We start from the raw sequence: 12,874 nt of genomic DNA, 5'->3' as shown, positions 1-12,874 counted from the left end.
TACGGAGCGTGACCATCGGACTGTGCCCTGGTCACCGCTTGACCGGCCGTCCTACTGTGCCGCACGTGACCGACGAAGCACAGCAGACGCTGGACGACGCGACCGCCGTGCTCCGCTCGGCGCTGGCCGGGGACGGCGACGCGGTGGTGGGCGCCTTCGACGCGGTGGTCGACCGGGCCGGGTTGGCCGGGGCGTACGGGGTGGCCTGGTGCCTGGCCGGCACCATGGTCGGCGACGTCACCCCCGGGGCCTGCGCACTCGACTTCCCCGGCATCGACCAGGCCGACTACGACACCCGCTGGGTGGCCCGCTTCGTCAGCGCGTACGCCAACCACGACGCCGACACCGGCGAGGCGCTCTTCGGCGCGGCGATGGCCGACGGGCTGCTGCCGGACTGCCTGCTCACCCTCGCCGGCTCGACTGTGGCGACGCTGCGCAGCCGGGCCGGCTGACCTCGCGGCCCCCGGCCGGGGGGACGGGCGCCGCGGGATCAGCACGCGCCGCCCCAGCCGCCGGTCCGTGTCCTACCGCTGTGGTACCTGTGGTGGCATGTCCGAGGCGATGCTCAGCAAGGTCCGCAAGCTGCTCGCCCAGGCGGAGGACCCGGCCTGCACGCCCGCCGAGTCGGCGGCCTTCACCGCCAAGGCCACCGAGCTGATCGCCCGCTACGGGGTGGACCGGGCGCTGCTGGCCGCGAGAGACCCGGCCACCGACCCGGTCGGCGACCGGGTGGTCGACGTGGTCGCCCCGTACGCGCGGGACAAGGCCGGGCTGCTCGCCGCGGTCGCCGACCCGCTGCGCTGCCGGTGCGTACGCCGCCGGCAGGGCAGCGGCTTCGCCATGCACCTGTTCGGCTTCGCCAGCGACCTGGAACGGGTCGAGCTGCTCTTCACCTCGCTGCTGGTGCAGGCCGCGCATGGGCTGGCCGGCGCGGTCGTACCGGCCGGTGAGCACCCGGCCGCCTTCCGCCGGACCTGGCTGGCCGGCTTCGCCCACGTGGTCGGCGACCGGCTGCGGGCCGCCGAGGCCGGCGCGGTCGCCGGGTCCGGCGCACCCTCCATGGCGCTGGTGCTGGCGGACCGCTCCGACCGGGTACGGCACCGACTCGCCGAGGTCTACCCACGGCTGCGGACCGCGGCACCCCGCCGGCTGGCCGGCACCGGCTTCGGCTCCGGCGTCGAGGCGGGTCGCCGGGCCGACCTGGGCGGCACCGGGGTGATGACCGGCCCGGCGTCGGCACAGGGCATCGGCTGGTGACCGTACGCCGGAGCGCACCGGGCACTGCCCCGCACGGGAGAGGCGTGGTCCGGGACGGGGTGAAGTTCCGCGTCGGGCGGGTCAGGTGCCGGTCCGCGCCACCGTGGCCAGGTAGCGGCAGAGCAGCTCGTGCCAGCCGGCCGTCAGCGCCTTGCGGTAGCCCTCGGCCGCCTCGCCGTGCCGGTCGAAGTGCCGGTGCTCGACCTCCACCCGGGTCCGCCCGTCGCCCTCGGGAACGAAGAGGACCTCGACCTCGCTCGCCCGCGCCGGATCGGGCACCGGCACCCGGTCGGGGCCGAGCTGCCAGGTGAAGACCAGCCGCCGGGGCGGGTCCCAGGTGAGCACCCGGCCCCAGTCGCCCCGGAAGCCGTACGGGCCGATCTCGTAGAGCATGCCGCCGGCGCGTGGCTCGATTCCCAGCTCGGCCAGCGCTTCCGGGCCGGACCAGGTGTACTCGCGTACCCACCAGTCGGTCAGCGCCCCGGTGAACACCGCGAACGCCCGGTCTGCGGTGGCTGGGGCCAGGAGGCTGCTGCGTAACGAGAACCGGTCGACATCCTGACGGACCTCATCCGGATCAGCCATGTCCTGTCCCATAGGCCCGGACCATACCGGCTGATGCCCCGCTGTGCAGCTTCCCGGAGTGCCCGCTTCCGGACAGCGGGAGATCGCTCTCCGGGCCGGCGGGTCCGGGCCGTTTCCCGCGTACGTCCGGCCCGCCGCCGACACGGGTGGCCGCCCGGAAAGCGGGTAACCGCGGCTGATCCGGCCCGGCGCATCGGGCCAGCTGGGAGCGGAGAGATGAGCGAGAGCGGAGCGAGCGAACGGGAACCGGACCCGACCAGCGAGCGGCTGGCCCACCAGCAGATCGGGTCGACCGAGCCCGACGTCCTGCTCGACGTGCCGGAGGTGTCGGTCGACTCGATCCGGCTGGCGGTCGACGGGCTCGACGCCGACCTGTCGCTGCGCGCCCGGCTGGCCAACCTGCTCCAGCTCGATGCCGGGGTCCGGGTGCACCTGGAAGGCGTGGAACTGGACATCACCGGCGTGCACGCCGAGGCGCTGCTCAAGGTCCGGCTGGAGAAGCTGCTGACGATCCTGGACCGGGCGCTGACCACGATCGACCGCAATCCTCAGATCATCGAGGCGCTGGCCCGGACGGCGGAGACCAGCATCGACGACGTCAACCGGTCCGCCCAGCAGCTCGCCGGGGCCGCGAGTCCGCTGCTCGGCCAGGTGGGGCAGCAGGTCGGTGCGGTCGGTGCGGTGGCGGACAGGTCCCTGCGGGAGCGCGCCGCCGAGCCGCGCCCGGCGTGCCGACGCCACCGTCCGGCGCCCGGTCGCCGCAGCCACCGAGCGGGCCGTCCGCCGGCGGCCAGGGCGGGCCGGGTGGCGGTCAGGCCGGGGTGCCGTCCGGTGGTGGCGGTGGAGGACAGCAGCCGTCGGCGGGTTCGACCGCGGGTGGGGCGGAGACCGGGGAGCCGGGTGCCGGGCCCGGGAAGCCGTCGCCGGGTAACGGTGGGGCGGAAACCGGGGAACGGCCGGAGGACGCCGAGGGCGAGCGCCTGAGGGGCGGACGGCGGCGCCGGCCCGCCGGGAGCCTCCGGAGCGGCCCAGGTGGCCGGTCAGGCGGGTGAGACGCTGCGCCAGGCCGGCCGGAGCGTCTGGGAGGCGATCCAGGGCGGCATGGGCCAGCACCGGCAGCAACGTCCGAAGCGTTAGCGAGCGCCCTGTGCGCTGGACCAGGGCCGGGACCAGCGACCGATCCCTCACCGCGTGGTGCGGGCCAGACCCGACCGAGACGATCAGAAGTCGGCGACCGCTGCGCGGTACCGCTCGGTCCACTGCCGGTTGAGCTCGTCGCTCTGGCGCTGGTGTCGGGGCGCGATGGTGCATCCCGCCGGCGCGTCGAGCCCGAGGAAGTCGAGGATGCGGCGCGTGGTGTCGACCATGTCCGCGTCGAGTTCCTCGTAGCACACGACGTGCGGCCGGATCCCCCACGAGGCGAACCACGCCTCCCAGGCCGCGTTGTGCTCCGTGATCATCTCGATGAGGTGTCTGATCCCGTCCGCGTCGAAGCGGGGTGCCCGCCCGTTGCCGGCGTTGCCGCCGATCTCTCCGTTGCCGCCGATGAACCAGCTGTCGGTCTGCTCGGCGCGCAGCCAGGACACCGCCTGGGCCAGTACGTCGTCCCGGCGCAACAGCACGAAGCGGGTGCGGCCGAACGCCCGGTTCAGCAGCGCGACCTCGTTGCCGGCAAGGTCGGGGTGGCTCGCGCCGAGCTTCTCGACTACCTCGTCCAGCGTGCCCCACATGAGCTTCGCGCCGAACACGCCGTTCTCGGTCCGGCCGGCGGCGAGCGCGGCTCGCACGTAGTCCGCGTAGTCGAAGCCACCCTCGGCGGTGCGGGGAAGCTGCCACCGGTCGGCCCACCGCAACTCGTCCGGCGCGCGGAAGTGCGCCTGGGGACGGCCGGCGACACCGGTGGACTCCAGCAACCCGAGCAGTAGTGAACTGCCGGTGCGCGGGGTGGCGCAGACGAAGTACGAGTCGACACGATCGGCGGGGTCCGGCGGCATGGCCGCAGGTAACCCCACCTCAGGCAGGTCCGGCAACCGAAATTGACCAGCCGCACCGGCGGTGTCGACAACGGGCAGACCGGACAGCCGGGATGTACGGGGGCAAAAGCAGAGCGCCGACCGGCGTTTCCGCTGATCGGCGCTCCTGTAGCCCGGCGAAAGGCTATGTGGCCAGGGGCGGGGTCGAACCGCCGACCTTCCGATTTTCAGTCGGACGCTCGTACCAACTGAGCTACCTGGCCGTGCTGCTCGGCTCATGCTACCCGGCAGGCGGGTTGTCCGCCGGAAGGGTCACACGCTCCGATACGCAGAACGCCGCGCAGCATTCGCGCGGCGTCAGCGCTTGCGGTCCTGACGGGACTTGAACCCGCGACCTCCGCCTTGACAGGGCGGCGAGCACTCCAACTGCTCCACAGGACCTAGCTCTGTTGCATCCGGCCGAAGCCGGACCGTGCCCCCAACGGGATTCGAACCCGTGCTACCGCCTTGAAAGGGCGGCGTCCTGGGCCGCTAGACGATGAGGGCGGCCCCGCCATCATTGCACACTCGCAACTTCAAGCGGACTTGCTCCCATCCGGCCCCGCCGGAGGCTTGGAAAGCATACGTGATGGCCGGGCGGTGGACCAAACCGGTATGGCAGGGGGCACACCGGCGGGTAAAACCGCAGTTCAGGGGCGGTGTCAGCGGAGCCGGGAGATCCCGTACCGGCGGTTCAGGTCGGGGATCAGGTGCTGGCAGGCGGCCAGCGTGGGCCGCCGGTCGCCGCCTCCGTCGTGCATCAGCACGATCGCGCCGGGGCGCACCGCGGACGCCACCCGTTTCGCGATCGTCTTCGCGGTGGGGTGGTCCCAGTCCTGTGGGTCGACGCTCCAGTGCAGCGAGCGCATCCCGAGCTGGCGGGCCACCGCCACCACCTCCGGGGTCCACCGGCCCCCGGGCTGCCGGTAGTACGGGATCTTGGCGTTCGGCACGGCCGCCCGGATCGCCTTGTCGGTGCGGACCAGGTCGGCTCGGATCTCCGCCACCGGTCGCCGCCCGAGGTTGATGTCGTGGTGCCAGCTGTGGTTGCAGAGCTGGTGCCCCTCCCGGGCGATCCGGGCAACCAGCTCCGGGTAGCGCTTCGCCCGGCTGCCGATCAGGCAGAACGTCGCGGTGACGTGGGCGGCCCGCAACTGGTCGAGGAGCCGGGGCGTCCACCGCGGGTCCGGCCCGTCGTCGAAGGTCAGCGCCACGCCCCGGTCGCCGCTGCTGCGGTGCAGACCGGCGGGGAGCGTGGTGGGCAGCGGCCGCAGCCGGGGCTTCGGCGGGGTGGTGCGGGTGGGTCGCGGCGAGGCGGTCGGCTTCGGCGCCGGCGGGGTGGCGGCGGCCGACGGCGGCGGGCCGCCGGCCTGGGACGGGTTGCGGGCGGGGTCGGCGCAACCGGCCAGTAACAGGACCAGGCTGAGGCCGAACGCCAGCGCGGAGCGTGGACGCATTGACGCTCCCGAAGAGGGGTCGGGGTACGCGGACGCCCCGACGGTACGGGACGCGGCCCGGGACCGGGAGGGGCGGTCAGTCCGTTGTCGACTGATCCAACGAGTCGCGTACGGCCCGCGCCAGCGAGAGCGCCTCGGTCAGGTCGACCGGGCGGACCACCCCGGCGGGCAGTGCGTCGGCCGGCCAGCCCGGGCCGGCGGCGAGCACCAGCAGGGGCCGGCGGGGTGCCGCGAGGAGGGCGGAGAGCTGGTCGGGGTCGGCGGTGGCCCGGGTGTGCGACCACACCACGACGGCGGCCGGCCCGGTCCGGTTGACCGCCTCGACCAGCGCCGCCACCGGCACCCGGGCACCGAGCATCCGGTAGCCCACCCCGGCCTCGGCCAGGGTTGCGGCCAGCGCCTCCAGCGGCAGGCTGTGCTGCTCCTCGTCGGCGCAGGAGAGCAGGATCCGGGCCGGGCCGGTGACCGGATGCGACCGGGCCGCCGCCGCGAACGCCTCCGAGACGCACCGGGACACCAGGTGCTCCACCTCGATCAGCCCGCCGGTGGCGGCGTGCCGGTCACCGATTCCGACGAGGACCGGGCGCAGCACCCCGTCCCAGGTGGCGACCACTCCGTCGGTGGCGAGGGCGTGCGCGATGGTCTCGCCGATGGCGACCGCGTCCAGCCGCATGGCGGCCCGGGCCAGCCCCCGGGCGACCGGCCCGGCCCGGCCGACCGGGATGGTCATCCCGCCGCCGTCCCGGGTGGCGCCCGGCCGGACCCGCGGCCCGGCGACGTCGAGGACGCTCCCCGCCGGCGTCTGCCGGGCCCAGCGGGCCGCCTCGGCCGGGGCCACCCCCTCGGCGGTGAGCCGTCGCATGATCTCCAGGCGGGCGAGATCGGCCGGCGTGTAGCGCCGGTGGCGCCCCGGTACGTGCTCGCTGGGGCCGAGACCGTAGCGCTGGTGCCAGGTGCGGAGCGTGGTGACCGCGACGCCCAGCCGACGCGCGACGGCCCCCGCGCTCAGCGCCTCATCGGCCACCCGACCGCTCCGACGCCTCATCCGCCGGGACGCCGGGCGGGATCGGGGCGGCGCCGGGGGTGCCCGGCGCGGGGTGCCCGGACTGCCGCAGCCGGTGCACCACCCCGCCCAGCCAGGGCGCGTACGCGCGGGGGTCGACGTCGAGGTCGGCCGCCAGCTCGGCCGGTTCGACCCAGCGCAGCTCGGCCACCTCGTCGGGGTCGGGCAGGGTGGGCAGCTCGGCCGGCACGTCGGCGCGCAGGACGTGGTCGTACTCGAATTCGACGCGGCCGGTGGCCGGGTCCTCGGCGTAGTAGACGTACACCCCGATCTCGGTGAGGGCGACCGGCTCGACCCCCAGCTCCTCGCGGAGCCGGCGGTTGGCGGCCTCGACCAGCGACTGGCCCGGCTGCGGGTGGCCGCAGCAGGAGTTGGCCCAGCGCAGCGGAAACCGGGTCTTGGCGGCGGCCCGGCGCTGGAGCAGCACCCGGCCGGCGGGGTCGACGAGCAGCACCGAGAAGGCGCGGTGCAGCCGGCCGGGCGGCTGGTGGGCGGCGGCGACGGTGGTCTCGCCGACCGGACTCCCGGCGTCGTCGACCAGCTCGACCAGGTGTTCCTCACGGGCGGTCATGGCCGGCACCGCCTTTCGTCCACGACTGCGGGGCTCGGCTCCGCGCTGCTCCTCGCGCTCACCGGGAGTCGCCCGTGATGCGGGAGGCGGCGAGCTTGCCGGAGATGAGAACCATCGGTACGCCCACGCCGGGCTGGGTGCCGGAGCCGACGAAGACCACGTTGTCCAGCGTGCGGTGCAGGTTCGACGGGCGGAACGGGCCGGTCTGGAAGAGGCTGTGCGCGGCGGCGAACGGCGTGCCGGCGGCCATCCCCTGCTCCTCCCACTCGGCGGGGGTGATCGCGCGCAGCACCTCGACGCCGTCGCCGAAGCCGACGTAGCCGCGCTCCTCGAGGGTGTCGACGAGCTGGTCGGCGTAGCGGCGGCTGAGGTCCCCGCGCCAGTCGAACGGCGCCCGGTGGAGGTTCGGCACCGGGGCGAGCACGTAGTAGGTGTGCCGGCCGGCCGGGGCGACCGACGGGTCGGTCCGGCTGGGGTTCGTCACCAGCAGCGACGGGTCGGTCATCAGCTCGCCCCGCCGGATCACCTCGTCGAACGTGCCCCGCCAGGACCGTCCGAAGTGGATGTTGTGGTGGGCGATCTTCGCGTAGCCCTGCCTGGAACCGACGTGCAGCACCACGCAGGAGGGTGAGTAGGTGAGCTTCCGCGCCCGGGTCGGGGGGAGCAGGTCCCGGTAGGCGACCGGCAGGTCCGGGTTGAGCACCACCACGTCGGCCGGGACGAACTCGCCGTCGACGGTCAGCACGCCGGTGGCCCGGCCGTGGGCGGTCTCCACCCGGCTCACCGTGGTGCCGTACCGGATTTGCACGCCGTGCTTCTCGGCCGCGCCGGCCATCCCCCGGGAGACCGCGTGGATGCCGCCGCGCGGGAAGCACACCCCGGCCACCGAGTCGAGGTACGCGATGACCGCGTAGATGGCCAGCGCGTCGTGCGGCGCCAGGCCGGCGTACATCGCCTGGAAGGAGAAGATCCGCTGGGTACGCGGGTCCTGGAAGAACTGGTTGATCTTCGTCTGGAGTCGCCGGAACGCCCCGCCGGCCACCAGCTTCAGCAGGTTGCCGGTGAGCAGGTCGGTCGGCGCATCCAGGTTGCGCTCGATGAAGTCCTTCCGTTCCAGCTCCCACAGCCGGCGCGCGTAGTCGACGAAACGCAGGTAGCCGTCGGCCTCCCGGGCGCCGCAGACCCGCGAGATCTCGGCCGCCATCCGGGTGGTGTCGGTGATGACGTCCAGCGTCGAGCCGTCCGGGTAGTACGCCCGGTAGGCCGGGTCGAGCGGGGTTAGGTCGAGCCAGTCGGACAGCTCCTCGCCGACCGCGCCCAGCGCCTCGGCGATCAGCCCGGGCATGGTGAGCACGGTCGGGCCGGTGTCGAACTCGTACCCGTCGACGCTGAGCCGGCCGGCCCGCCCGCCGGGCACCGGCTCGCGTTCCAGGACGGTCACCTGCCGGCCGGTTCCGGCCAGGTGCAGCGCGCACGCCAGCCCACCCAGGCCCGCGCCCACGACCACCACCCGGTCGGTACGTCCGTTCACGGTCCGCACGTGACCACCTCCTTCACAAAGTCGCCCCTCATGCCCGCCGCGTGGTGGCGGCGGTGGCGAGGCCCGTCAGCGCGGTGCGGGCGGTCTCGTCGATCGACGCCGTGTCCAGCGCGGTCAGCGCCTCGGCCACCCGGTCGGAGATCATCCGCTCGACCTGGACGGCCGCCCCGGTGTCGGCGACCACCTCGGCCAGCCGGGCCACCTCGCCGGCCCCGGTGACCGAGCCGGCCCGGTCCAGCGCCCGGCGCTGGGTCGGGTCGGCGAGTTGCCGGGCCAGCATGAGCAGCGCGGTGGGCTTGCCGGTGCGCAGGTCGTCGCCGGCCGGCTTGCCGGTGGTGGCCGGGTCACCGTAGACGCCGAGCAGGTCGTCGCGAAGCTGGAACGCCTCGCCGACGGCCAGGCCGTAGCGGGCGTACGCGGCGATCAGCGGCGCGTCGGTGGCGACGCCGGCCAGGCAGGCGCCGAAGAGCAGCGGTTGCTGCACGGTGTAGCTGGCCGTCTTGTAGCGGGCCACCCGCAGCGCCCGGTCCACCGACCAGTTCGCCGCGTCGTTCTCACCGAGCACGTCGAGGTACTGCCCGGCGACGGTCTCGATCCGCATCTGGTCGTAGCAGCGCCGGACGTCGAGCAGCCGGCTGGGCGGCACGGTGGCGTGCGCCAGCAGCCGGTCGGCCCAGACCATGCAGAGGTCGCCGATGAGCACGGCCACCGCGGCGCCGAACCGGTCCGGGTCGCCCGCGTGGCCGGCGGCCCGGTGCCGGGCGGCGGCGGCCCGGTGCGCGGTGGGCAGGCCGCGTCGGTGTCGGAGGCGTCCATCACGTCGTCGTGCACCAGCGCGAACGTGTGCAGCAGCTCCAGGGCGGCGAGCGCCGGCAGCACCGACGGCAGCGACTCGTCGCCGCCGACCGCCCCGCGCCACCCCCAGTAGGCGAAGGTCGAGCGGACCCGCTTTCCACCGGCCAGCACGCAGTCGCGGGCCGCCGCGGCGAAGCCACCCATCGCCGCGTCGATCTCGGTGAGCGAGTCGACCTCGGCGGCCAGGAACGCCGCGAGCGTGTCGTCGACCCCCTTGATCAGGTCCTTGGTGAACGCGGCCAGCACGTCGCGGACCGGATCGTCCGTCGCTCCCGGCTGTGCCGGCGCGACGCGGAGGGCGTCGGCCGCAACTGCGTCGTTGGCCATGTCGGCGAGCGTACCCTAGGGTAACGAGTTGCGTCGATTGCTGCGTCGGATTCGAGGAGGGCCGGTGGACACGGATCTCACCGCTGCCTACGCCCGCTGCCAGGAGCTGCACAAACGCCACGGGCGCACCTACTATCTCGCCACCCGTCTCCTCCCGGCGTGGAAACGGCGGCATGTGCACGCCCTGTACGGATTCACGCGGTACGCCGACGAGATCGTGGACCGGACCGAGGACCTGCCGATGGCCGAGCGCGCCGCCCGGCTGGACGAGTGGTCCGCGCGCTTCCTCGTCGGGCTGCGCGGCGAGCCGGTCGACGACCCGCTCCTCCCCGCCGTGCTGCACACGATCGCCGTCTTCGACCTGGACCGGGCCGACTTCGCGTCGTTTCTCAACAGCATGGCGATGGACCTGACGGTCACGTCGTACCCGAGCTACGACGACCTGCTCGACTACATGGAGGGGTCGGCCGCTGTCATCGGCACCATGATGCTGCCGATCCTCGGCAGCAGCGACCCGGCGGCCGCCCGCGAGCCGGCCCGGCAGCTCGGCGTCGCCTTCCAGCTCACCAACTTCATCCGGGACGTCGCCGAGGACCTGGACCGCGGCCGGACGTACCTGCCCGACGAGGACCTGGCCAGGTTCGACGTCACCCGGGACGACCTGTTCGCGGCGAAGGCGCTGGGCCGCGCCACGCCGAGGATCCGGGAGCTGATCGAGTACGAGGTGACCCGCGCGCAGGCCCACTACGCGGCCGCCGCACCGGGCATCACGCTGCTCGCCCCCGCCTCGCAGGCCTGCATGCGGACCGCGTACGCGCTGTACGGCGGGATCCTCGACGAGGTGGCCGCCCAGGACTACGACGTCTTCGCGCGGCGCGCCGTGGTACCCCGGCGGCAGCGGCTGGCGGTGGCCGCGCGGGCCCTGCTCGCCCCGACCGGTGCGCCGGTGGTGATCCCCGGCCGGCCCGGACCCCGGTCGCCGTGGGCTGAACCGGGGCGCCGGGTGGACGGTCAGAGGCAGGAGTGCAGCGCCTCCACCAGGTCGTCCACCCGGTCGTGCTCGGCGAGTCGGGAGGTGGCGTACGCGAAGGTGTAGCCGCGCTCGGGATCGGCCCAGGCGCTGCTGCCGCCGATCCCGCCCATGCCCCAGCTGCCGTCGGGCTCCCACTGCATGCCCAGCGTCCAGGACGCCCGCCGGTCCAGCACCAGGTCCGGGCCGTCGTACTGGACCCGGGTCGCCTCGGCGACCAGCTCGCGGCTGAACAGGCGTACCCCGTCCAGGGTGCCGTCGGCCAGCAGGCCCGCGTACAGGCGGGCCAGGGCGGCGGCGGTGGCGTGCAGGTTGACCGCCGGCACCTCCGCGCCCCGCCACAGCGGGCTGTTCACCACCGCCAGGTCCAGGCCGCCGGCCGGGTTGCCCAGCGCCCGGGCGCGCAGCGACCCCGGCTCGCCCAGCATCCGGGTCGGCCACCCCGGATCGCCGTACGTCAGGTCGGCGCACCGCCGCTGGTCCGCCGGACCGAGCCCGAAGCCCAGGTCGAGGCGCCACGGTGCGGCGATCTCCTCGGCCAGGAACCGGCCCACCGACCGGCCGTCCACCCGGCGGACCAGCTCGCCCACCAGGTGCCCGTACGTCCAGGCGTGCTCGCCCGCGACGGTGCCCGGCGCCCAGTCCGGCTCGGCGGCGGCCAGGTCGGCGCAGAGCAGTGCCCAGTCGGCGACCGCCTCCGCCGGCCTGGGAACCGGGAACGCCGGCAGCCCGGCGGTGTGGCTGAGCACCTGCCGGACCGTCGCCGGGGTGCGGAACTCCGGCCAGTGCGCGGCCACCGGGTCGTCGAGGTCGACCCGCCTCCGGTCGACCAGCATCAGCAGGCACAGCGCGGCCACCGGCTTGCCGACCGAGTAGACGTTCACCAGGGTGTCCGGCCGCCAGGCGGCCCGCCGAGCAGGTCGACCGCCGGGGCGCCGTCGTACCAGACGGTCAGCGCGGCGCCGGTCTCCCGGCCGCCGGCGAACAGGTCCTGAAAGCAGTCCCGGACCGGGGCGAAGCGTGGGTGCATCCGGCCACCGTAGGGGGTCGGAGGTGTTACGAGCGCGGGAATTCCGGTGGGTGCGGTGGCCGACCCTTCGCCGGTGCGGAATGCTGGCGGGATGGCGGAGCCGGAACTGGTGGACGTGGTCGTCGTCGGGCTCGGGGTCGGCGGCGAGGAGGTGGCCGGACGACTCGCCGAGGCCGGTCTCACCGTCGTCGGGATCGAGCGGGACCTGGTCGGCGGGGAGTGCCCCTACTGGGGTTGCGTCCCGAGCAAGATGATGATCCGGGCGGCGAACGCCCTCGCCGAGGCGCGCCGGGTCAACGAGCTCGCCGGCGCGGCGCAGGTCCAGCCTGACTGGGCGCCGGTGGCGAAGCGGATCCGGGAGGAGGCCACCGACACCTGGGACGACAAGGTGGCGGTGGACCGCTTCGTCGGCAAGGGCGGCCGGTTCGTCCGGGGCAGCGGCCGGCTCGACGGGCCCGGCCGGGTCCGCGTGGGCGATCAGATGTTCCAGGCCCGGTACGGGGTCGTGCTCGGCACCGGCACCCGTCCCTCGATCCCGCCGATCGATGGGCTGGCCGACACGCCGTACTGGACGAACCACCAGGCCATCGAGGTGGAGGCGCTGCCGGAGTCGCTGCTCATGCTGGGCGGCGGCGCGATCGGGCTGGAACTCGCCCAGGTCTTCGCCCGGTTCGGCGTGCAGGTGACCGTGGTCGAGGCGGCGGACCGGGTCCTCGCCGTCGAGGAGCCGGAGGCGTCGGAGGTGGCCGCGGCGGCGCTGCGCGCCGACGGGGTGACCATCGCCACCGGGGTGAGGGCGGAGCGGGTCAGCCACGACGGGCAGAGCTTCACCGTGCACGGGGCCGGCGGCGCGGAATTCACCGCCGAGCGGCTGCTGGTGGTGACCGGCCGCAGGGCGCACCTGGAGGAGTTGGGCTTGGAGACCGTGGACGTCGACGCGTCCCAGCGCTACCTGCCGGTGGACGAGCGGATGCACGCGGCCGACGGCATCTGGGCGGTCGGCGACCTGACCGGTGAGGGCGCGTTCACCCACATCGCCATGTACCAGGCGGGCATCGTCGTCGCTGACGTCCTGGACCACATGCGGCGCACCAAGGGCGGCCCGGACCCCAGCGGCACCGCCAGCGTGGCCGGCGGCCGGCCGGGG

Annotated in this window: 12 protein-coding genes, 3 tRNA genes and 2 pseudogenes; 5 read left to right on the top strand and 12 right to left on the bottom strand. The window is 74.4% G+C overall.

What is annotated here, in order from left to right; genetic code table 11:
* The first annotated feature begins 65 nt into the window (after positions 1-65).
* Together JNW87_RS09005 and JNW87_RS09000 are read left to right on the top strand one after the other, a co-directional pair.
* Positions 66-452 (top strand): hypothetical protein, encoded by a 387-nt coding sequence (locus tag JNW87_RS09005; RefSeq protein WP_109801889.1) that lies wholly within the window; start codon positions 66-68, stop codon positions 450-452.
* Positions 453-549: 97 nt separating this feature from the next.
* On the top strand, positions 550-1,257 hold the full coding sequence (locus JNW87_RS09000) for a DUF2786 domain-containing protein (protein ID WP_109801890.1): 708 nt from the start codon (positions 550-552) through the stop codon (positions 1,255-1,257).
* Between the two features lie 81 nt (positions 1,258-1,338).
* Here JNW87_RS09000 and JNW87_RS08995 read toward each other — a convergent pair whose 3' ends face one another.
* Entirely contained in the window at positions 1,339-1,854 is a 516-nt protein-coding gene (locus JNW87_RS08995; protein WP_109801891.1) for an SRPBCC family protein, read from the bottom strand.
* 204 nt (positions 1,855-2,058) lie between these two features.
* Here JNW87_RS08995 and JNW87_RS08990 point away from each other — a divergent pair, with 204 nt between their 5' ends.
* Positions 2,059-2,826, top strand: a complete 768-nt coding sequence (locus JNW87_RS08990; RefSeq protein WP_238453470.1) for a hypothetical protein — start codon at positions 2,059-2,061, stop codon at positions 2,824-2,826.
* 236 nt (positions 2,827-3,062) lie between these two features.
* Here the strand turns inward: JNW87_RS08990 and JNW87_RS08985 are convergent, their stop codons facing one another.
* The 9 genes and pseudogenes from JNW87_RS08985 to JNW87_RS08945 all read right to left on the bottom strand — a co-directional run bounded on the left by JNW87_RS08985 (position 3,063) and on the right by JNW87_RS08945 (position 9,667).
* Positions 3,063-3,836: a Stf0 family sulfotransferase gene (locus JNW87_RS08985; RefSeq protein ID WP_109801893.1), complete on the bottom strand. Its 774-nt coding sequence runs from the start codon at positions 3,834-3,836 to the stop codon at positions 3,063-3,065.
* 168 nt (positions 3,837-4,004) lie between these two features.
* Positions 4,005-4,078 (bottom strand) — tRNA-Phe (locus JNW87_RS08980).
* A 104-nt stretch (positions 4,079-4,182) separates the two neighbouring features.
* Positions 4,183-4,256: transfer RNA gene (locus JNW87_RS08975), tRNA-Asp, on the bottom strand.
* Positions 4,257-4,288: 32 nt separating this feature from the next.
* A tRNA-Glu gene (locus JNW87_RS08970) sits at positions 4,289-4,361 on the bottom strand.
* A 155-nt stretch (positions 4,362-4,516) separates the two neighbouring features.
* The gene (locus tag JNW87_RS08965; protein WP_109801894.1) at positions 4,517-5,311 is read right to left on the bottom strand and encodes a polysaccharide deacetylase family protein; all 795 of its coding nucleotides are present in this window, start codon (positions 5,309-5,311) and stop codon (positions 4,517-4,519) included.
* A 76-nt stretch (positions 5,312-5,387) separates the two neighbouring features.
* A complete protein-coding gene (locus tag JNW87_RS08960) occupies positions 5,388-6,335 on the bottom strand; it encodes a MerR family transcriptional regulator (RefSeq protein ID WP_109801895.1) in 948 nt (315 codons plus the stop codon).
* Positions 6,325-6,945, bottom strand: a complete 621-nt coding sequence (gene idi, locus JNW87_RS08955) for an isopentenyl-diphosphate Delta-isomerase (RefSeq protein WP_109801907.1) — start codon at positions 6,943-6,945, stop codon at positions 6,325-6,327. The genes JNW87_RS08960 and idi overlap by 11 nt, the downstream gene beginning before the upstream one ends.
* Positions 6,946-7,003: 58 nt before the next feature.
* Positions 7,004-8,485, bottom strand: coding sequence for a phytoene desaturase family protein (gene crtI / locus JNW87_RS08950; RefSeq protein ID WP_109801896.1), 1,482 nt, complete (start codon positions 8,483-8,485; stop codon positions 7,004-7,006).
* Between the two features lie 28 nt (positions 8,486-8,513).
* A pseudogene (locus JNW87_RS08945) lies at positions 8,514-9,667 on the bottom strand (polyprenyl synthetase family protein).
* A 64-nt stretch (positions 9,668-9,731) separates the two neighbouring features.
* Here JNW87_RS08945 and JNW87_RS08940 point away from each other — a divergent pair.
* A pseudogene (locus JNW87_RS08940) lies at positions 9,732-10,628 on the top strand (phytoene/squalene synthase family protein); the annotation flags it as partial.
* 50 nt (positions 10,629-10,678) lie between these two features.
* Here JNW87_RS08940 and JNW87_RS08935 read toward each other — a convergent pair.
* Both JNW87_RS08935 and JNW87_RS08930 read right to left on the bottom strand, forming a co-directional pair.
* Positions 10,679-11,581 (bottom strand): serine hydrolase, encoded by a 903-nt coding sequence (locus tag JNW87_RS08935; protein ID WP_238453469.1) that lies wholly within the window; start codon positions 11,579-11,581, stop codon positions 10,679-10,681.
* Positions 11,578-11,727 (bottom strand): hypothetical protein, encoded by a 150-nt coding sequence (locus JNW87_RS08930; protein ID WP_238453468.1) that lies wholly within the window; start codon positions 11,725-11,727, stop codon positions 11,578-11,580. The genes JNW87_RS08935 and JNW87_RS08930 overlap by 4 nt, the downstream gene beginning before the upstream one ends.
* A gap of 91 nt (positions 11,728-11,818) precedes the next feature.
* On the opposite strand from JNW87_RS08930, the gene JNW87_RS08925 reads away from it, so the two are divergent.
* Positions 11,819-12,874, top strand: a 1,056-nt coding sequence (locus JNW87_RS08925; RefSeq protein WP_238453467.1) for an NAD(P)/FAD-dependent oxidoreductase, incomplete at its 3' end; no start/stop codon positions are given.

It is taken from the genome of Micromonospora sp. ATA51, assembly GCF_016802855.1.
GTDB classification, from domain to species: domain Bacteria; phylum Actinomycetota; class Actinomycetes; order Mycobacteriales; family Micromonosporaceae; genus Micromonospora; species Micromonospora sicca.
The sequence above is the reverse complement of the archived record's forward strand: the minus strand, read 5'-3'. Positions and strand labels throughout refer to the sequence as shown.

What these genes read in the sequence shown, in the direction of transcription:
- JNW87_RS09000 (WP_109801890.1), top strand. Translation starts at nt 550, where the DNA reads ATGTCCGAGGCGATGCTCAGCAAGGTCCGCAAGCTGCTCGCCCAGGCG.
- JNW87_RS08995 (WP_109801891.1), bottom strand. Translation starts at nt 1,854, where the DNA reads ATGGGACAGGACATGGCTGATCCGGATGAGGTCCGTCAGGATGTCGAC.
- JNW87_RS08990 (WP_238453470.1), top strand. Translation starts at nt 2,059, where the DNA reads ATGAGCGAGAGCGGAGCGAGCGAACGGGAACCGGACCCGACCAGCGAG.
- idi (WP_109801907.1), bottom strand. Translation starts at nt 6,945, where the DNA reads ATGACCGCCCGTGAGGAACACCTGGTCGAGCTGGTCGACGACGCCGGG.
- JNW87_RS08985 (WP_109801893.1), bottom strand. Translation starts at nt 3,836, where the DNA reads ATGCCGCCGGACCCCGCCGATCGTGTCGACTCGTACTTCGTCTGCGCC.
- JNW87_RS08965 (WP_109801894.1), bottom strand. Translation starts at nt 5,311, where the DNA reads ATGCGTCCACGCTCCGCGCTGGCGTTCGGCCTCAGCCTGGTCCTGTTA.
- JNW87_RS08930 (WP_238453468.1), bottom strand. Translation starts at nt 11,727, where the DNA reads ATGCACCCACGCTTCGCCCCGGTCCGGGACTGCTTTCAGGACCTGTTC.